Source organism: Brevundimonas sp. FV1ye7S (genome assembly GCF_058680995.1).
This window is the reverse complement of sequence record NZ_CM178726.1, coordinates 1,820,084-1,839,062: the sequence shown is the minus strand read 5'-3', so window position 1 is coordinate 1,839,062 and position 18,979 is coordinate 1,820,084. Positions and strand designations below refer to the sequence as shown.

The 18,979-nt window shown below is 68.0% G+C and carries 17 protein-coding genes; 4 read left to right on the top strand and 13 right to left on the bottom strand.

Annotation, left to right across the window (positions count from 1 at the left end; all coding sequences use genetic code 11):
- Nucleotides 1-34 precede the first annotated feature (34 nt).
- Nucleotides 35-1,009: a prolyl aminopeptidase gene (gene pip, locus ACW18C_RS08845; protein WP_008260638.1), complete on the bottom strand. Its 975-nt coding sequence runs from the start codon at nucleotides 1,007-1,009 to the stop codon at nucleotides 35-37.
- A gap of 46 nt (nucleotides 1,010-1,055) precedes the next feature.
- Nucleotides 1,056-1,412 carry a DUF423 domain-containing protein gene (locus tag ACW18C_RS08840; RefSeq protein ID WP_492070527.1) on the bottom strand — a complete coding sequence of 119 codons (357 nt, stop codon included), beginning with the start codon at nucleotides 1,410-1,412 and terminating at the stop codon, nucleotides 1,056-1,058.
- A 48-nt stretch (nucleotides 1,413-1,460) separates the two neighbouring features.
- On the opposite strand from ACW18C_RS08840, the gene ACW18C_RS08835 reads away from it, so the two are divergent.
- Entirely contained in the window at nucleotides 1,461-2,663 is a 1,203-nt protein-coding gene (locus ACW18C_RS08835) for an MFS transporter (RefSeq protein ID WP_292147709.1), read from the top strand.
- Here ACW18C_RS08835 and ACW18C_RS08830 read toward each other — a convergent pair.
- The 3 genes from ACW18C_RS08830 to ACW18C_RS08820 all read right to left on the bottom strand — a co-directional run bounded on the left by ACW18C_RS08830 (nucleotide 2,626) and on the right by ACW18C_RS08820 (nucleotide 6,266).
- On the bottom strand, nucleotides 2,626-3,216 hold the full coding sequence (locus ACW18C_RS08830; RefSeq protein WP_492070526.1) for a C15 family peptidase: 591 nt from the start codon (nucleotides 3,214-3,216) through the stop codon (nucleotides 2,626-2,628). The two genes, ACW18C_RS08835 and ACW18C_RS08830, sit on opposite strands and share 38 nt — an antisense overlap.
- A gap of 79 nt (nucleotides 3,217-3,295) precedes the next feature.
- Entirely contained in the window at nucleotides 3,296-5,971 is a 2,676-nt protein-coding gene (locus ACW18C_RS08825; RefSeq protein WP_492070525.1) for a tipN, read from the bottom strand.
- A 115-nt stretch (nucleotides 5,972-6,086) separates the two neighbouring features.
- Entirely contained in the window at nucleotides 6,087-6,266 is a 180-nt protein-coding gene (locus ACW18C_RS08820; protein WP_008260729.1) for a hypothetical protein, read from the bottom strand.
- A gap of 162 nt (nucleotides 6,267-6,428) precedes the next feature.
- Between ACW18C_RS08820 and ACW18C_RS08815 the strand changes: the two genes are divergently transcribed.
- A complete protein-coding gene (locus tag ACW18C_RS08815) occupies nucleotides 6,429-7,907 on the top strand; it encodes a phospholipase D-like domain-containing protein (RefSeq protein ID WP_492070524.1) in 1,479 nt (492 codons plus the stop codon).
- 10 nt (nucleotides 7,908-7,917) lie between these two features.
- Here the strand turns inward: ACW18C_RS08815 and ACW18C_RS08810 are convergent, their stop codons facing one another.
- The 5 genes from ACW18C_RS08810 to ACW18C_RS08790 form a co-directional block, all read right to left on the bottom strand.
- Nucleotides 7,918-8,655: an endonuclease/exonuclease/phosphatase family protein gene (locus ACW18C_RS08810; RefSeq protein ID WP_154725394.1), complete on the bottom strand. Its 738-nt coding sequence runs from the start codon at nucleotides 8,653-8,655 to the stop codon at nucleotides 7,918-7,920.
- 75 nt (nucleotides 8,656-8,730) lie between these two features.
- Nucleotides 8,731-9,411 (bottom strand): TPM domain-containing protein, encoded by a 681-nt coding sequence (locus ACW18C_RS08805; RefSeq protein WP_492070523.1) that lies wholly within the window; start codon nucleotides 9,409-9,411, stop codon nucleotides 8,731-8,733.
- A complete protein-coding gene (locus ACW18C_RS08800) occupies nucleotides 9,411-10,199 on the bottom strand; it encodes a TPM domain-containing protein (RefSeq protein WP_492070522.1) in 789 nt (262 codons plus the stop codon). The genes ACW18C_RS08805 and ACW18C_RS08800 overlap by 1 nt, the downstream gene beginning before the upstream one ends.
- Before the next feature lie 38 nt (nucleotides 10,200-10,237).
- Nucleotides 10,238-10,915 carry a LemA family protein gene (locus ACW18C_RS08795; protein WP_154726525.1) on the bottom strand — a complete coding sequence of 226 codons (678 nt, stop codon included), beginning with the start codon at nucleotides 10,913-10,915 and terminating at the stop codon, nucleotides 10,238-10,240.
- A 61-nt stretch (nucleotides 10,916-10,976) separates the two neighbouring features.
- Nucleotides 10,977-11,900 carry a bifunctional methylenetetrahydrofolate dehydrogenase/methenyltetrahydrofolate cyclohydrolase gene (locus tag ACW18C_RS08790; protein WP_492070521.1) on the bottom strand — a complete coding sequence of 308 codons (924 nt, stop codon included), beginning with the start codon at nucleotides 11,898-11,900 and terminating at the stop codon, nucleotides 10,977-10,979.
- Nucleotides 11,901-11,990: 90 nt separating this feature from the next.
- Here ACW18C_RS08790 and ACW18C_RS08785 point away from each other — a divergent pair, with 90 nt between their 5' ends.
- Together ACW18C_RS08785 and fni are read left to right on the top strand one after the other, a co-directional pair.
- The gene (locus ACW18C_RS08785) at nucleotides 11,991-13,820 is read left to right on the top strand and encodes a PPC domain-containing protein (protein WP_492070520.1); all 1,830 of its coding nucleotides are present in this window, start codon (nucleotides 11,991-11,993) and stop codon (nucleotides 13,818-13,820) included.
- Between the two features lie 40 nt (nucleotides 13,821-13,860).
- Nucleotides 13,861-14,904, top strand: a complete 1,044-nt coding sequence (gene fni, locus ACW18C_RS08780; RefSeq protein ID WP_492070519.1) for a type 2 isopentenyl-diphosphate Delta-isomerase — start codon at nucleotides 13,861-13,863, stop codon at nucleotides 14,902-14,904.
- Between the two features lie 11 nt (nucleotides 14,905-14,915).
- Here fni and hutH read toward each other — a convergent pair whose 3' ends face one another.
- From hutH to hutG, 3 genes are read right to left on the bottom strand one after another with little or no spacing between them, the layout of a single operon-like run.
- Nucleotides 14,916-16,445, bottom strand: coding sequence for a histidine ammonia-lyase (hutH, locus tag ACW18C_RS08775; protein WP_492070518.1), 1,530 nt, complete (start codon nucleotides 16,443-16,445; stop codon nucleotides 14,916-14,918).
- Between the two features lie 5 nt (nucleotides 16,446-16,450).
- Entirely contained in the window at nucleotides 16,451-18,115 is a 1,665-nt protein-coding gene (gene hutU, locus ACW18C_RS08770; protein ID WP_492070517.1) for a urocanate hydratase, read from the bottom strand.
- Entirely contained in the window at nucleotides 18,112-18,933 is an 822-nt protein-coding gene (hutG, locus tag ACW18C_RS08765; protein ID WP_492070516.1) for an N-formylglutamate deformylase, read from the bottom strand. Before hutG ends, hutU begins: the two co-directional genes overlap by 4 nt.
- Between the last annotated feature and the right edge of the window lie 46 nt (nucleotides 18,934-18,979).

The window sequence follows — 18,979 nt, the reverse complement described above, 5'->3', positions numbered from 1 at the left end:
CCTGCCCGGCGCCGTCATTCGCCCGTTTCTGAGATCAGAGTCCGGCGGCCCAGTCTGTGGCGCGGACCAGGCTGTCGACAATGCCCGGCTCCGACGAGGCGTGGCCGGCGTCGGCGACGATGTCCAGCTTCGCCTCGGGCCAGGCTCGGTGAAGGGACCAGGCGCTGGCGATCGGGGTGACGACATCGAACCGGCCCTGGGCGATCCAGCAGGGGATGTGGCGCATCCGGTCCACATTCTTCACGATCCAGCCATCCTCGGGGAAGAAGCCCGCGTTGGTGAAGAACCAGTTCTCGATCCGGGCGAAGGCGACCGCGAATTCGGGTTCGGCGAACTTGTCCGGCCTGGCGTTGGGGCCCTCGACGCTGACCGTCTCGCCTTCCCAACTAGACCAGGCGACCGCGCAACGTTCGCGGTCGGCGACGTCGTCACCGATCAGCCGCTTGTAATAGGCGCCCATCAGGTCGCCGCGTTCGGCTTCGGGTATGGGGGCGACGAACCTTTCCCAGGCGTCCGGGAAGATCATCGAGGCGCCGTCCTGATAGAACCAGTGCAACTCCTTCCTGGTCAGCAGGAAGATGCCGCGCAGAACCAGGGCCAGGACGCGCTCAGGATGAGTGATGGCGTAGGCCATGGACAGGGTCGAGCCCCAGGACCCGCCGAACACCACCCATTTGTCGACGCCGCACCGTTCCCGCAGCCGCTCAATGTCCTCGATCAGGGTCCAGGTGGTGTTGTTTTCCAGCGAGGCGTGGGGGCGGGATTGGCCGCAGCCGCGCTGATCGAACATGATGATCCGATACTGGGCCGGATCGAAATAGCGGCGCATGCCGGGATTGACGGCGCCGCCGGGTCCGCCGTGCAGCACCAGAACCGGCCGGCCCTGCGGATTGCCGCTTTCCTCGTAATAGATTTCGTGGACGCCGTCGGTGGTCATCCAGCCTGAGGCGAAGGGTTCGATCTCGGGGTAGAGTTCGCGACGCGGCTCGACGGGCGTGGGGAAGGCCATGCTTGCGAGGTCTTTCTATTGGGCCCGTATGCGGCCGTACTGAGGGTTAGGGACGAAATGCCGCAAAGGCCAGGCAAAGCCAACCGGCGATCATGAGCAGGCCGCCGATCGGAGCGACGGCGCCCATGACGGGCAGACTGAGCAGGGCGACGAAGGCCAGGGCGAGCGAGAACACAAGTCCGCCCGCCGCGCCCAGCCAGCCGGCGATCCGCGCCCATCGACCGCCGCCGGTCCACAGGGTGCAGGCCAGGGCGAAGACGGCGTGGGCCAGTTGATAATGGGCGCCGGTGGACAGCAGCGTCTTGACCTGCGGCCCGGCGCCATGGGCCGCAAAGGCGCCCAGGGCGACGGCAAGAGCCCCGTTCAGGGCGGCGAAGACGATCAGATTGCGACTCGGTGTCATGCAAGGAACCTAGCCTGACGAATCCGGGAAGTCTGCTATGCGCGGGCGATGGAATTGGGATCCAGATCGCGCGCGGCGCTGCAATATGTCCTGATGTTCGGCGGATTGGGCGTCAGCCTGCCATACGCCGGCCTCTGGATGCGCGCCCAGGGACTGAGCGGGGCGGAGATCGGCGTCCTTCTGGCCGCCCCCATGCTGGGACGGCTGATCACGGGGCCTGCCCTGGCCGTCTGGGCCGACGGCTTCCGCTATCGCCGCACGCCCATAGCCCTTCTCGCCGCCCTGGCCGGCCTGGGATACGGAGCGGCGGGTCTGTCCGAAGGATTCGCAGCCTGGGCGGTCTGCTGGTTCATCGGCGCGACAGGCGCGGCGGCGATCATCCCCCTGACGGACGTTCTCACCCTGAGGCTGGCCCGTCGTGAAGGATTCAGCTTCGCCGTGCCGCGCGGTTTCGGCTCCGCCGCCTTTGTCGCGACCAATATCGCCGTGGGCTTCATCCTGCGGGCGACGGGGCCCGAGGCGGTCATCGTCGGCGTGATCCTGGCCTGTCTGGGCATAGCGGTCGTGGCCTGGCGGGTGCTGCCCGCCGAGCCGGTGCATGACGGCCCTCCGATCCCCGGCTGGGATCGGTTTCGGGGCATGGGGCGACTGTTGAAAGATCCCGTTTTGGTGACGGCCCTGGTCGCCATAGGCGCGGTGCAGGCGGCCCACGCCTTCTACTATGGTTTCTCCGCGATTGTCTGGCGGGGGCAGGGGATTGAACCGCATCTGACGGGGCTGTTGTGGGCCTTCGCCGTGGCGGCCGAGATCGGCTTCATGTGGATTGTCGATCCCTGGCGTCGTCGGCGCGGGATTGGAGCCTGGCCGCTGCTGGCGCTCGCTGCGACGGCGGCCGTGCTGCGCTGGGGGCTGATGGCGGCGGCGCCCCCGTTGTGGATCCTGTGGCCGCTCCAGGCGCTGCACGCCCTCAGTTTTGCGGCCAGCTATCTGGCCGGGATCGAACTGATCGAACGGCTGGCCCCACGCGACAGCCAGACGGCGGCCCAGACCCTGAGTTCGACCCTGTCGGCGGGGGTGTTGATCGGTCTGGCGACCCTGGCGAGCGGTCCGCTGTACGACGCCTATGGCGCGGGCGGATATCTGGCGATGGCCGGCCTGGCCGGATTGGGCCTGATCGCCGTCATGGCCTTGAAGCCGATGCTGGTTGCTCGGGCTAGGTTCGAGGCGACAGGGCCATATGGCCGGCCATGATCGAGGCGGCGGCCTTGACCGCCTTCTTCACCGCCGTCTCATCCGCGGACGCGGGAGTCCGCAACAGGCCCACGGCGGGGGTGTGCGGTCCATCGTCGAGGTCGGCGAGGATGCGATAGAGCAGATAGGAGCCCGCATCGTCCTCAGCCTCTGACGAGGCCTCGGCGGGCAGGCCGGAGGCATGAAGGGCGCGCAGGATGTCGGCGACGGGAGCGGTGGTGCGGGCCACGCCCGGACCGGTGACAGACAGACGGTCCTTTCGGTCCAAGGCCCTGTTTTCAGCCCGCATCTGGATGCGGAAGGCGGCGCCCTTGTGCGTGCGACCGACCAGGAGAACGGCGCGGCAGCGGCCGTCTTTCAGATCCGCGCCCAAGGTGTCGGCGAGGGCGTCCGGATCGCCCATGGACACCCGGATCGTGCGGGCCCCCGGGGGACTCCAGGCTTCGCCGGAAAGATCCTCGACCAGATCCCAGCCGGAATCGCCGTCATAGGTGCAGATCGCGATTCCGGGGCGTCGGTCAGGCCGGTTGGGGCCTTCGGTCTCGTTCGTCATTTCGACCTTAAACCCCGCCCACCGCGTGACGTTTTCGTGACCGAGGCAGGTGGCTCGAACTTGGGTCCGCCGTCAAGCCTCAACCGAGGTCTCCAACGGCCGCGTCCAACAGCATGAAGGCGCGACCCCCGTCAGAGGCGAGGCGGTTCTGCACGGCCTGAGCGTCGCCGCTGCGCGCGTAGGTGGATATGTCCTGAGAGAAGACGGCCACATAACGCTCGGCGTCGGCGCGCAGTTCGGGGTCGCTGAGCACACGGCGCGAGACGCTGCGGACGGCGGCCGGCGCCACACGGCGCACGATGCGACGCGCGCCGTCGGCGTCGCCGTCGCCCAGCAGACGCGCCGCCTCTTCCACGCGTGAACGGGGCAGGAGCGCATTGGGATCGACGCCCATGCGGCGGATCGCGGCCGCGACCCGGTCCGACAGGGCGGCGGTTTCCGCAGGGCTGGCCGTCGGCGTGTCCAGATCCAGAGGCGGATCGTCGCGGCCGCCGGACACCAGATCGTTCCAGTCGAGGCCGGCGTCCGGCGCAGGCGCAGCGCGCGGCGCTTCCGTCGGGGCCAGACGCAGACGATTGCGAAGCCCGAAGCCTCTGTCGGCCGCCCTGTCTTCCGGCGAGGGCTCGGTCGGCGTGGCGCTTCGCGGCTGCCGATGGCGTTCCGGCTCAGGCGGAAGCTCGCGAATCCGGCCGGTCGGGGCGTCGCCCGAGACCACCCCCATCAGGCGCACGGCCTCGGTCAGCATGTCATAGTTGCGGCGGACCCGTTCCTGGAAGCCGACATCCAGGGCCTCCGTGTCTTCGGCGGCCTTGCGCGAGGCGGCGGCGAGGGAGGCCAGGCCTTCCTCCACGCTGGCGCGGACGGCGTCGACGCGGGCGCGCGCCTGTTCCGGCAGACGCGCGGCGCGTTCGTCCACATCGGCGACGGCGGTGTCGATCTCGGACAGAGCGGAGTTAAGGCGGTCCACCAGGTTTTCCAGCCGTTTGACCATCCGCTCGCCGGCCTCGTCCACCAGGCCCGAGGTCTCGCCGACGATGCGACGGGCGTCCTCGATACGGGCGTCGGCGGCCTGATCGGCCTTTTGGGCCGCCTCGAACAAGGCCTCGCCCAGCCGGTCGGCGCGCAGTCGCGCCTGTTCGGCGGCGTCGGCGGCGGCGGCGCGGGAATCTTCGGCCGTGGCGCGCATCTGTTCCAGCGCCCGGCGGGTTTCCTCCATCAGGGTGTCGCGGGCGTCGGCGGCCAGGGCCTCGAACCGATCCAGCGAAACCTTGGTTGCGGCGTCGAAACCGTCGGCCTCGCGTTGGGACATGTCCACCAGGGCGCGGAACTGGTCGCCGGCGGCTTCCAGGATTTCGCGCAGGCTTTCGATCGAGGTCTGAGACGTCCGGCCCATTTCATCGGCGGCTGTGCGTGTCGCCGACAGATTTTCGACGAACTGGGCCCGCTGGCTCTCGACCTGGGCGGAGAAGTCTTCCTGATCGGTGCGCAGGGCGTAGGCGGCCGTGACCAGGGCGGCCCGCTGCTGGCTCAGCCCCTGTTCGACCGACTGGATCTGTTCGGCCACGCCGGAGCCGGCGTTTTCCAGCCGGATGGTCTGGCGGGCCAGGTCGTCGGCGGCGACGCGGGCGGCGTCCTGGGCCTCGCCGGCCGCGGCGGCCAGATCGGCGGCGCGAGCCGCAAGGGCGGCCTCGGCCTCGCGGAGCTGGGCCTGGGCCAGGTCGGACGCGTCGGCGACCATTCGCGACTGCCGCTCGACCGCATCGATGACGCCTGTGGCCTGGCTGTCGAGATGGACGCCCAAGGTCTGCATCTGATCACGCTCGCGAGCGAGGTTTTCGGTCAGGCGACGCGCCGTGCGGGCGGCGTTCTCGGCGGCCGCGTTCAGGCGATCCGTCTCCTCGGCCAGGGCTTGGCGCAACAGGACCATGTCGTTGCGGGCGCGTTCGGCCGCGAGGGCTGCGTGGTCGATATCGGTCCGCAGGGAATTCAGCACCTGGCCGGTCTGCTGGGCGGCCAGTGCGGTCGGCGCGACCAGGGCCTCGGCCATATCGCGGGCGCGCCGTGTCTCGGCGGCCAGACCGGCGCCCTGACGTACGGCGTGGGCCAACATTATGGCGAGGCCGGCCGGCGCCAGCGCCATCAGGGCGTAGATGGCGAAGCGCAACGGATCCAGGTCCGCCGCGCCGGAGCCGAACTCATACGCGGCCCATGAAGCGACGCCGCCGATCCACAGGGCCGAGGCCAGGACGGCGATCAGATAGGCGGTCCGGCCGCTCGCGGTCGCTGCAGCACGCGCGGAAACGCTTGATCTCAGGGTTTGAGGCGACGACAGCTCGAACGGCGCCGGGGGCTTGCCTGCGGCCACGGCCATCTCGACAGCGGCGGAAGATTCAAACGTCGGTTCCGGATCGATCTCCGGCGCCACGGCCGGGACGACGTCGAGGGATTCGGCAGGCGGCGGGGCAGGCTCGGCCTCGGGCAGGGGCTCCGGCTTGGGTTTCAGAGCGGCGGCGGCGCGTTCCTCGGCCTGGCGCGCCTCTTCCGCCAGACGGCGGCGGCGTCGTTCGGACATGGGCCGTTCGGGCGGCCTTACGGGCAGGGGCTCCAACTCCGCATGCGGCTCGGCTTCAATCTCGGGCGTCGGCCCGACCTCGACCTCGATCTCGACGTCAGACGCAGGCGTGTCCGGCATCTCGAGGGGCGGGACGGCCTCGTCGTTGGTCAGTTTAAGCGGCGGCCGGTTACGGGATTTCATCAGGCGTCGAGCTCGATTCATGCGCGTGGCGCGCGAGAACGCGCCGATTCGACCCTAGCGGGTCAAAACCCAAGGTCCAAGCCGTACAGATTCAACAGACGTGGACTGTTCGCGATCAGCAATCGCGCCTGGTATCTGCGCTGAAGGCGGCGGACTTGTCCGGACGGCAGTCTGCGCTGCGATGGACTTCGCGTTCCGCAGGCTGGGACGAATGGATGTCGACGCCGAACTGCGACAGTACGGCAGCCGCCAGCAATGCGATGAAGCCAGCGATCAGTTCCACCAGCGCCTGCATAGACGGCGTCTCCAACAGCCCCCATGGCCGATTGTTTTATGCGCCTGTTTGGCGAACGTCACAATCCCGCCGCGTAAAGATTGACCGGGCGTGGCGTGCATGAAACGGAGAAGAGGAGGGCGTCCGCATCGCGGTGTCATGCGAATCGGGCAGGCAGGCTGAATGACCCAAGACGGCGACAGCTATGACGGCAGTCTGCTGACCCCCGGAGCGGGCGTCTGGCGCAGCGAGATCGCGCACAGGTTTTCCATCCTGATGGAGAACGAAACCTATTTCGACGCGCTGTCCTCCGCCCTCCAGAAAGCTGAACGGTCGATCGTTGTCCTGGGTTGGCAGTTCGACCCCCGCACCCACCTGGACCCGGAGACCCGGCCCGGCGAAAGACAGCATGAGATCGGCCACCAGTTGCGCATGCTGGTGAAGCGCAAGCCGGACCTGGACGTCCGGCTGCTGATCTGGAAGTCGCCTTTGCTGATTGCCGCGTCCCAGGGCTTCTATCCCCACCGCGCCCAGCGCTGGTTCCGCAAGCGGATGGTCGAGTTCCGCATGGACGCGCCTGGCCCCATCGGGGCCTGTCACCACCAGAAGGTCATCGTCATTGACGACCGCGTCGCCTTCTGCGGCGGGGGCGACATCTCGACGGATCGTTGGGATTCCGTCGAACATCTGGACGGAGATCCGCGTCGCGCCCTGCCGAACGGCGTGATCTGCAAGGCCCGCCATGAGGTGATGTGCGTGATGGATGGGCCGGCCGCGCGCGCTCTGGGCGATCTGGCGCGCGAACGCTGGTTCAAGGCGACCTGGGAACGGACCGTGCCGGACGAGGTCGAGAGCGATCCCTGGCCTGACGGCGTGCCGGTGCAGATGACCGAGGCGCCGGTCGGCGTCGCCCGCACCGAACCCAAGTGGAGCGGCCGCCACGAGGTGCGCGAAAACGAGGCCTTGCACCTGGAGGCGATCCGGCGAGCGAAACGACTGATCTATTTCGAGAACCAGTATTTCACCTCGCCGATCATCGCCGCCGCCCTGGCCGAGCGCCTGGCCGAGGTCGACGGTCCGGAAGTGGTTGTCGTCTCTACCGGCAAGAGCCCCAGCTGGTTCGACAGCATGACCATGGATACGGCCCGCGCCGAGGTGCTGTACCGGCTTGAACAGGCCGACAAATACAATCGGTTCTTCGCCTTCGCGCCTTTGACGGCGGAGGGCGACCGCATCATCGTTCACGCCAAGGTGTCGATCATCGATGATCGGCTGTTGCGGATTGGATCGTCCAACCTGAACAACCGGTCGATGGGGCTGGACACCGAATGCGACGTCGCGGTCGAGCCGACCGATGCGGCCGGCCGCGCGGTCATCGTCCATCATCGCCATCGCACCATCGGTCACTGGATCGGCGTCCCAGCTCAGGATTTTGCGGCTGTGGAGGGGGTGCTGGGGTCGACGGGCGCGGCCATCAGCAGTTTCGGCAGTGACCGGCTCAAGTCCTTGGGTTCGGATCCGCCGACGCGGATCCAGCGGATCTTCGCCGAATGGCAACTGGGCGACCCCACCTCATCGACCGACGCCTGGCGGCCCTGGAAAAGGCTGAACCGTTCGCACCGCACGCGGCCCGCGTCGGAAGGCGGCCAGGCCCCCGGCTAGGGGCCTCGTCCTAGCGGGACGGCTGGACGATCTCGAAGTCGATGATCAGCGGCAGGTGATCCGAGGCGACCCGAGCCAGGGGCGAGAAGTCCGCCTTGACCCCTGTGATGCGGATCTCCGGGCTGACGAAACAATGGTCGATACGGATGGCGGGGAAGCCCGAGGGGAAGGTCTTGACCGACGGCTTCAGGTTCAAAAGGCGCTGACAATCGCCCAAGCGGCGCGCCAGCGTCTGGTAGGGCCGGGTGATGGAAGTGGCGTTGAAGTCGCCTGCCAGCAGGGTGGGGCCGGTGCAGCCGGCCAACCAGCCGTCGCCCGCAAGGGCCGCCGCCTGCAGGCGTTGTTCACGCGGGACCAGGCCCAGATGGGTGGTCAGCACATTGACCCCGACGCCGTCGATCTGAATCTCGGACCAGATGGCGCCGCGCGGCTCCAGGCCGGGGATGCCGCGCACCGTGGGCAGGGCGTCGGCGCGGATCAGCTTGTCCGGATGCGGCGTCAGAATGGCGTCGCCATACAGTTCGGCCTCGACCCTCATGGCCGGATGGAACCGCGAGGTCATGGCCAGGCCTTCGGCGATGGCTTCGGCCTGATCCACCTTGCCGGTGCGGGCCCGGCCCACGTCCAGCTCCTGAAGGCAGACGATGTCGGCTTCGTGCTCGCCGATCACGGCGACGATGCGATCGACATCCAGACGCTTGTCCGTCCCGACGCAGCGATGGACGTTATAGGTCAGAAGGCGGGGCATGATTTCCCAGGGACGTGTCCGAATCCAGCGGACGGCTAGGCCTTTTGGCCGCCGATTGCGACCCCTGTGCGACGATCAAAGCAGGACCAGATGATCCGGCAGTTCATTGGGATTGTCGGCGCGGGGCGGGAAATGGGCCGCCAGAACCCGGCCGCACTGGTCGATGGCCGCCTCGAAGCCGGCGACCGGTCGGCCGGCCTTCAGTTGACGGGTCAGGGCGGCGACGGCGTCGGCCCACACCCCTTCATCGACCTTCTCGTGGATCAGTTCGTCGGCGATCAGTTCGACCTGATGTTCTTTCAGGGCGGCGAAGATCAGCACCCCGGTTCGCTCGCGCGTGACGTGGACGCCATGCGCCAGGAACTGCTGCAGGGCCGCCTTGCGCACACGGGCCTGACGCAGACTGCGCGGCGTGATCCAACGGAGCACCGGCGGGATGCGGGTCAGCAGGAAGACCGCGACGAAGATCACCGCCTGGACCAGGGCGTAGAAGGCCAGGGCTTGACCGACGCCGACGGCCTGGGCCGTGACGTGGGCGGCTTCCCAACCGTCGCCGAGCGGCCAGGACAGAGTGAAGCCCAGCGGGATGAGCGCAGTCGGCGCCAGCAGGGCCGCGGCGGCCGCCCAGGCCAGGCTGACATCCGCGTAAGACGAGACCCCGCGCGAGACGACGCAGAATATCTCGCCCGAGGTGCCGCGCTCGGCCGAGGCGATGGCGCCGGCGACCCGCGCGCGGTCGTCTTCGGTAAACCGCATCACCATCCTCCCGAAGCTCCGCCGCCGCCGAAACTTCCGCCGCCGCCGCCAAATCCTCCGCCGCCGCCGCCGAAGCCGCCCCCGCCGCCCCCTCGACCGGCGTTTCTCAAAGCCTCCGACGCCGCCCAGATCAGTATGGGAGTGACGCCGTCGCGACGATGACGACGCCCGCGTCCGCCCGAACCGATCGCGCCGACCAAAAAGATGATGAAGATCAAGCCGATGAGGACAACAGGCAGGATCACCGCGCCGCCCGCGCCCTCTGGTTCGGTCGCCGCGGCCGCCGCCCGCGCCTGGGCCTCGGCCGGATCCAGCTCCAGCTGGGTGATCAAGGCGTCCCCGCCCCTGACGACGCCTGTCTGATAGTCGCCGTCGCGGAAGGCCGGCAGGATGTCGTCGCGGATGACCATGGACGAGAAGGCGTCGGTCAGGATCGGCTCCAGCCCGTACCCGACTTCGATCCGCACCTTGCGTTCGGTCGGGGCGACGATCAGCAGGGCGCCGTTGTCGCCCTCCTTCTGTCCGATGCCCCAGGCCCGGCCCAGCTGATAGCCGTAGTCCTCGATCTCCTGATCCTGCAGGCTGCGGACCGTGACCACCACCAACTGGTCGCTGGATCGGGCTTCCAACGCGGCCAGCTTGTCGCTCAGCGCCTGTTCGGTCGCCGTATCCAGCAGATCAGCCTGATCGACCACGCGTCCGGACAGGGGCGGAAAGTCGAGCTTCGTCTGCGCCGTCGCCGGCAAGGCGAACAGCAGGACGGCCATCAGACTGAACAGAGCCGTCATGACGCCCGCTGGACGTCCTTTCCGAACGGGACGAAGGCTCACGGGGCGGGCGGGGTCGAGCCCGGCGCGACCGGCGCCGCGCCGCCGCCGGGCGTGGCGGCCGGAGCGCCGTTCAGGTTGAAGTTCACCTGGGGCGCCGACTGGGCCTCCGCCGTGGCGGTGAACAACTGCATCGGTTGCGATCCGCTATGCACCGTCTTGGCCCAGATCACGTTCGGGAAGGTGCGCAGGGTGGTGTTGTAGTCGCGCACGGCCTCATTGTAGTCGCGGCGCGCGATGGTGATCCGGTTTTCGGTGCCTTCCAGCTGGGACTGCAGGGTCAGGAAATTCTGATTGGCCTGAAGCTGGGGATAGGCCTCGACCGAGACCAGCAGGCGCGACAGGGCGCCGGACAGTTGGCCCTGAGCCTGCTGATATTGCTGGAAGGCCTGCGGATTGCTGAGGTCGGCGGCCGAGACATTGACCGAGGTGGCGCGGGCGCGGGCGTTGATCACGTCCGTCAGGGTGGTGCGTTCCTGGATCGCCGCGCCCTGGACGGTGGCGACCAGATTGGGCACCAGGTCGGCGCGACGCTGGTACTGGGCCTGGACGTCGGCCCAGGCCGCCTCGGCCCGTTCCTGCTTGGTCGGAATAGTGTTGTAGCCGCAGCCGGTGACGGCGGGCGCCGCGACGAGAACGGTCGTCAGAGCCAGAGCGCGAGCGTTGAAGCGAGCCATGGATTTTCCCCTGTCGGCGATTGCGCCGGTGCGGCGACTATCGCCTCAGGACCGCAACGCTTCAAGCGTCCAATGGCTCCGGTTCGACGCCGATTGAGCGACAGGCCGCCGAATAGGTGTTGGCCAGCAGGCAGGCGATGGTCATGGGGCCGACGCCGCCGGGGACGGGGGTGATGCGCCCGGCGATCTCGACGGCTTCCTTGAAAGCGACGTCGCCGACGACGCGGGTCTTTCCCTCCGCCGCCTTGACCGGGTCGGCCGAGGGAACGCGGTTGATGCCGACGTCGATCACGGTCGCGCCCGGCTTGATCCAGTCGCCCTTGATCATCTCCGGCCGGCCGACGGCGGCGACCAGGATGTCGGCGGTGCGGCAGAGGGCAGGCAGGTCGCGGGTCCTGGAATGGGCGATGGTGACAGTGCAGCTTTCGCCCAGCAGCAGTTGCGCCATCGGCTTGCCGACGATGTTGGACCGGCCGACGATGACTGCGTTCAGGCCCGTCAGATCGCCCAACTGGTCCTTCAGCAGCATCAGACTGCCCAGGGGGGTGCAGGGGACCAGGCCCGGCAGGCCGACCGCCAGGCGTCCGGCGTTGACCACGTGGAAGCCGTCCACATCCTTGTCGGGATCGATGGCGTCCAGCACGACCGATGAATCGATGTGTTTCGGCAGGGGCAGCTGAACCAGGACGCCGTGGATGCCGGCGTCGGCGTTCAGACGGGCGATCAGGGCCAGAAGCTCGTCCTGGGTCGTGGTCTCGTCCAGACGGTGCGTGTCGGACCGCATGCCCGCGCGCAGGGTCGTCTCGCCCTTGTTGCGAACATAGATCTGGCTGGCGGGATCCTCGCCGACGATGACGACGGCCAGGCCCGGCTTGACGCCCTGGCTGGCTTCCAGACGCGCGGCGGCGGCGGCGACGCGGTCCACCAGGTCGATCGAAAAGGCCTTGCCGTCGATCAGGGTCGCGCGTGCGGGCTCGGCTGACATGGGGAAGACTCCGGGGGGATGAGGATGCGGCGATTTACAGCCGTCATGGTTCGGCGTCTATGATCCGCGACAAACTCCGGAGTGTTCTTGATGAAGCGTTCGTCCCTCGTCGCCGCCGCCAGCGCCCTTGCCCTCGTCTGGGCCGCCTCGCCCGCCTTGGCTCAGGACGTACAGGGCCTGCGCATCGGGGCTGCGGTGGATGGCGCATTGACCGAGACGGACGCGGCCACGACCGGCGACGACGCCTATCGTTATGACGCCTACCGATTCGAGGCGCGTGCGGGGCAGAGGCTGGAGGCGGTGCTGAGGTCCGACGCTTTCGACGCCTATCTGGCCATCTATGCCGAAGGCGGCGACGAACCGCTGGCCGAAGATGACGACGGCCTGGGCGAAGGCACGGACGCCCGGCTGCGCTTCACGCCGGAAACCAGCGGGACCTATGTTCTGCGCGCCCGCACCCTGGCCGGGCTGGAAGGCGGGGACTACAGCCTGTCCCTGCGCGAACGCCCCGCGCCCCCGCGCGCACCGCGTCCGGTCGGCCTTCGCGTCGGTGATGAGCGAGTCGGGACGCTGACGGACCGTGATCCGGAACAGGAAGACGGCGGCCGTTACGACGCCTACAGCTTCCGCGCCTCTGCAGGTCAGAGGGTGATCGTCACCCTGGAGTCCGAGGCCTTCGATCCACTGGTTCGCGTCGGCCGGATGAACGGGGCCGACTTCGCCGAACTGGCTCAGAACGACGATGGACCCGACGACGGACTGAACTCGCGCCTCGTCTTTACCGCCCCGACGGCTGGGGAATATCTGATTCGCGTCACCGCCATCAGGGATGGGGAGGGCGCCTACACCCTGGGCCTGTCGGAAGCGCCGCCTGCGCCGCCGGCCAAGCCCATCGCCGTCGGCGACAGCATTGACGGGAATCTGAACGATGAGACGGGACTGAACGACGACGGCCAGCGCGCCGAATTCTATCGGTTCGCGGCTGAGGCGGGCCAGCGCGTCGCCATCGAGATGTCGTCGAAGGATTTCGACACCTATCTGACCCTGCGCCAGGCGTCGGACAATTCGGTCCTGGATCAGGACGACGACGGCGCCGGTTCCGGCACTGACTCTCGTATCGTCCGGACGTTGGAGACAGCCGGCGACTATGTGATCGAGGCGCGCGCCCTGGGCGATGACGGCGAAGGCCGTTTCACCCTCAAGATCAGCCAAGTCGCCCCGCCCCCTGCGCCGTCTGCGATCACCTTTGGTCAGACCGTGGAGGGCGAGATCACGCCCGAAAAGCCCCAGAACGACGAGGGCAAACACTATGACGCCTATGTCTTCACCGGCCAGGAAGGCCAGCGCGTCCAGGCCGTGCTGCGATCCGGCGATTTCGACGCCTATCTCGAGATCAGCGCCGCCGACGGCGAGTTTTCCGCCCTGTCGAGCGATGACGACGGGCTGGGCGAGGGCACGGATTCGCGTCTGAACTTCACCCTGCCGTCGTCCGGCGACTACATCCTGCGGGCCTCTCCGCTGTCGAACGAGGGGAAGGGGCTCTATTCGCTGGCGTTGATCGATCGCGGCCCGGAGCCCAAGCCGGGCAGTATTCTGGTCGGCGCGACGGCGCGCGGCACACTGAGCCTTTCCGACGCCCTGATTGATGGTGGCGCCTATTACGACGCCTATCGGTTCCAGGCGAAGAAGGACGAGAAACTGCGGATCACCCTGGTCTCCAACGCCTTCGACGCCTTCATCGACCTGGGCGAGGACGGCGAGGACTTCACCAGCCTGGCCACGGACGACGACGGTCTTTCGGACACCCACGCCAAGCTGGACTGGACCGCGCCGGAAGACGGCTGGTTCGTCGTCCGAGCCCGGTCGTTGGGCCCGAATGAGACGGGCGCCTATGCCCTGACCGTCGAACGCCAGCCCTGACCGCCCCATCCGGGCCACGATCCGGTCCTAGGCGAACCCCATGACCGACGCCATTTCGCCCGGCGCCCTTGGCCGCAAGGATCAGCACCTCGACGTGGTGCTGTCCGGGCGTGGTCGGCACGCCCGCGACGCCGGGTTCGACGCGATCCGGTTCGTGCATGAGGCCCTGCCGGATCTGGATCACGACAAGATCGACCTGGGCGCCGACTTCCTGGGGCGACGATTGAAGGCGCCCCTGCTGATCAGCGCCATGACCGGCGGTCCGGCGCGGGCCGAGGCCGTGAACGCCCGTCTGGCCGAGGCGGCCCAGCACCTGGGAATCGCCCTGGCGGTCGGGTCCCAACGCACGGCTCTGGAAGAGGGGGCCAGCGGCGGCCTGGACATGGGGCTGCGCCACCGGGCGCCCGACACCCCCATCCTGGCCAATATCGGCGCGGCGCAACTGACGCGGGGGTTCGGTCTGGACGAGGCGCGGCGGGTGATTGACATGATCGGGGCGAACGCCCTGATCGTCCATCTGAACCCGCTTCAGGAAGCCTGTCAGCCCGAAGGCGATCGCGACTGGTGGGGCGTCGGCGCCGCACTGGAGGCTCTGATCCGCAGGGTCGAGGTTCCTGTGGTGGTCAAGGAGACCGGAGCCGGCCTGTCGGGCCGAACCGCGCGCCGTCTGATCGACATGGGCGCCGCCGCCGTGGATATCGCCGGCGCGGGCGGTTCGAACTGGGCGCTCATCGAGGGCGAGCGGGCGACGGATCCCGCCGACAGGGCCCACGCCGCCGCCTTTGGCGACTGGGGCATGCCGACGGCGCGGGCCATCGTTGATGTGCGCCGGGCCTGTCCAGACGCGGTCGTGATCGGTTCGGGCGGCGTGCGCGACGGTCTGGACGTCGCGCGCGCGATCCGCCTTGGGGCCGACATCGCGGGTCAGGCCGCCGGCGTCCTGTCGGCGGCGATGGTGTCGACGGAGGCGGTGGTTGCCCACTTCCAACTGGTCATGCGCCAGTTGAGAACCGTCTGCTTCTGCACGAATTCCGCTAATCTTTCAGCCCTGCGCCGGGCGCCGCTTCAGCCGCTGGACGAATAGAGGTCAGCGACCTATGCGGACGGCAGCAGGTCGTGCGCGAAGAGGCGGTACCGTCCCGCGCGCACGCCGTCGGTGGCCCTGGCGATATCCGGCGCGAAATAATGGTCGCTGGCGTAGGGCGCGGCCGCTTCACGCACGACGGTGACGACCTGTTCCAGCAGGGGCGAACTGGTCAGGGGGCGATGGAATTCCAGCCCCTGGGCCGCCGCCAGCAACTCGATTCCGACCACGGTCGCCGTATTCTCGGCCATGTCCAGCAGCCGCCTGGCGCCGTGGGTCGCCATCGAGACATGGTCTTCCTGATTGGCGCTGGTGGGAACCGTGTCCACGCTGCACGGATGGGCCACCATCCGGTTTTCGGCGACCAAGGCCGCCGCCGTGACCTGGGCGATCATGAAGCCCGAGTTCAGGCCGCTTTCCTTGACCAGGAAGGCCGGCAGTTCGCTCATCTTCGGATCGACCAGGATGGCGGTCCGGCGTTCGGAGATATTGCCGATCTCGCACAGGGCCATGGCGATCTGATCGGCAGCAAAAGCAACAGGTTCAGCGTGGAAGTTTCCACCTGATATGACATCCCCGTCCTCAATGAAGACCAGAGGATTGTCGGTCACGGCGTTGGCTTCACGTTCCAGCGTGGCGGCCGCCGTGGCCAGGACGTCCAGCACCGCCCCCATGACCTGAGGCTGGCAGCGCAGCGAATAGGGATCCTGCACCTTGGCGCAGTCGTCGCGGTGGCTGTCGCGGATGGCCGAACCCGCCATCAGGGTCCTGAGCCGTGCGGCCACGGCGATCTGACCGGGTTGACCCCGAAGGGCGTGAATGCGGGCGTCGAACGGCGCGTCCGATCCCTTCAAGGCGTCGACCGACAGGGCCCCCGCCGCCACGCCGGCGGCGAAGACCGCCTCGGCTGCGAACAGACCCGCCAGGGCCAGGGCGGTCGAACACTGTGTCCCGTTCAGCAGCGCCAGCCCCTCCTTCGGTCCCAGGACCAGAGGCTTGAGCCCGGCCCGCTCAAGCGCGGCCTCGGCCTCCAGGGTTTCACCCTTGTGCCGGGCCTCGCCGACCCCGATCAGGACGCAGCTCATATGGGCCAGAGGAGCCAGATCGCCCGAGGCCCCGACCGAGCCCTTGGACGGGATGCATGGCAGGATGTCGGCGTTGACGAGCGCGATCAGGGCCTGGAGGGTTTCGCGCCGAACGCCCGAGGCGCCGCGTGACAGGGAGGCGATCTTCAGCACCATCAGCAGTCGCGTCACGCTGTCCGGCAGCAAGGGACCGACCCCGCACGCATGGCTGAGCACAAGGTTCCGCTGCAAGGTCTCCAGATCGGCGGACGCGATGGAGGTGTTGGCCAGCAGGCCGAAGCCGGTGTTGACCCCATAGACGGTGCGCCCTTCGGCCACGATGGCGGCGATGGTCGCGGCGCCCCTGTCCACATCGGCCCAGGCCTCGGGCGCCACAGCGACCGTCACGGGGCCGTCCAGGACGCCGCGCAACTGGGCCAGGGTCAGGGGCGAACGGCCGAGGGTCAGGGTCGTCATGGAGGTCAGGCCTTCAGGCTGGGGAGGTTCAGGCCGTGTTCGCGGGCCGCGGCGCGGGCGATGTCGTAACCGGCGTCCGCATGGCGCATGACGCCCGTCGCCGGATCATTCCACAAGACCCGCTCCAGCCGCTGGGCCGCTTCCGGCGTGCCGTCGGCGACGATCACGACGCCCGAATGCTGGGAATAACCCATGCCGACTCCGCCGCCGTGGTGCAGCGAGACCCAGCTGGCGCCCGAGGCTGTGTTCAGAAGCGCGTTGAGAAGGGGCCAGTCCGAAACCGCGTCTGATCCGTCCATCATGGCCTCGGTCTCACGGTTCGGGCTGGCGACCGAGCCGGAGTCGAGATGGTCCCGGCCGATCACGATCGGTCCCGACAGTTCTCCGGACGCCACCATGTCGTTGAACATCAGGCCCGCCCGGTGGCGGTCTCCCAATCCAATCCAGCAGATTCTCGCCGGAAGTCCTTGGAAGGCTATACGTTCGCCGGCCATGTCGAGCCAGCGATGCAGACCTGCGTTGTCCGGGAACAGCCGCTTCATCGCCGCATCGGTCTTGCGAATATCGTCCGGATCACCGGTCAGGGCCGCCCATCGGAACGGTCCGATCCCGCGGCAGAACAGGGGGCGGATATAGGCGGGGACGAAGCCGGGAAAGTCGAAGGCGTTCGTCACCCCTTCGTCAAAGGCGACCTGACGGATATTGTTGCCATAATCGACGACAGGAACCCCGGCCGACTGAAAGTCGAGCATGGCGCGGACGTGGGCCACGATGGAGGGGCGGGCGGCCGCCGCGACCGAGGCGGGTTCGCTGACCCGCTTGTCTTCCCACTCGGCGACGGTCCAACCGGCCGGCAGATAGCCGTTCACCAGGTCGTGCGCGCTGGTCTGGTCCGTCACCAGATCCGGCCGCACGCCGCGTTTGACCATTTCAGGCAAGATATCAGCGGCGTTTCCCAACAGGCCGACAGATATGGGTTTTCCAGTCCGATTTGCGTCTTCGATCAGGGCCAGGGCTTCGTCCAGGCTCTGGGCCGCCACATCAAGATAGCGTGTCTTCAGCCGCATCTCGATCCGGCTTTGCTGGCATTCCACCGCCAGGCAGGACGCCCCCGCCATGGTCGCGGCCAAGGTCTGGGCCCCGCCCATGCCGCCCAGGCCTGCCGTCAGGATCCATTTTCCGGACCAGTCGCCGCCGTAGTGCTGGCGGCCCGCCTCCATGAAGGTCTCATACGTGCCTTGGACGATGCCCTGGGTGCCGATGTAGATCCAGGATCCGGCCGTCATCTGGCCGTACATCATCAAGCCCTTGCGATCGAGTTCCGAGAAATGCTCCCAGGTCGCCCATTTGGGCACGAGGTTGGAGTTGGCGATCAGGACGCGCGGGGCGTCGGCATGGGTCCTGAAAACACCGACCGGCTTGCCCGACTGGACCAGAAGCGTCTCGTCGGCCTCCAGCGTCTTTAGCGTCTCCACGATCCTGTCGAAGGCGGCCCAATCGCGCGCCGCCTTGCCGATGCCGCCATAGACGACAAGATCCTGAGGGCGCTCAGCCACTTCGGGATCGAGATTGTTCATCAACATTCGCATGGCCGCCTCGGCCGCCCAGGTCTTGGCCGTCTTTTCCGGGCCGCGCGGGCTTCGGACGATGCGAGCGTTGGGCTGGTTCATGTCTGGCTCTCGGCGAAGGCGATACAGGCGGTGAGGACGCGGTGCAGGTTTCGACGCATCGGCTCGGCCCGCTCCGGCTCATAGGGACTGGGCCAGTTGTCGGGGGACAAAGGGCTCGCCGGGTCGCCCATGTAGCCCCGGTCCGCCAGTTCCATCTGGATAGCGTGAACGCCGAGGTGGGGCCAGCCGTAGTGACGCGTGGTCCAGCCGCCCTTGAACCGGCCGTTGACGATCAGGCTGGAGCCGCTGATCGCGCAGGCGGCCTCGACGGCCTGGGTCAGTTCTGGGGCGCAGGTGGTCCCGTCGTTGTCGCCGATGTTGAACTGGGGCAACTCGCCGGCGAACAGCCGCGGGACGACAGAACGGATCGAATGGGCGTCATAGAGGACGACGGGGCCACGGGCGCGCAGCCGGTCGATCTGGGCCTTCAGCTGGGCATGATAGGGATCAAACCAGGTCGCGCGACGCTCTGCGATCTCGGCCGCATCGGGCGCTTCGCCGGCCCGATACAGGGGCTCGCCGTCGAAGGTCTCGACCGGGCAGAGGCCCGTGGTGGTCATGCCGGGATACAGGGACACGCCGGATGGATCGCGGTTCACGTCGATGACGCTGCGAGAAACTGCGGTGCGCACCAGGGTTGCGCCCAGATCCACGGCGAAATCATAGAGCCGATCCACCCACCAGTCGGCGTCCTTGCGCGCCAGCCAGGGGGATCGAAACCGCGCCATCAGAACGTCCGGGATTTCGGTCCCCGTGTGCGGCAAGCCGATCACCAGCGGCCCCGAGCCTTCATGGACGGTCAGCCAGTCACGCGTCATATCGGCCTCCCTCGCCAAATCCATCCGTCGTGCTATGTCTAGACAT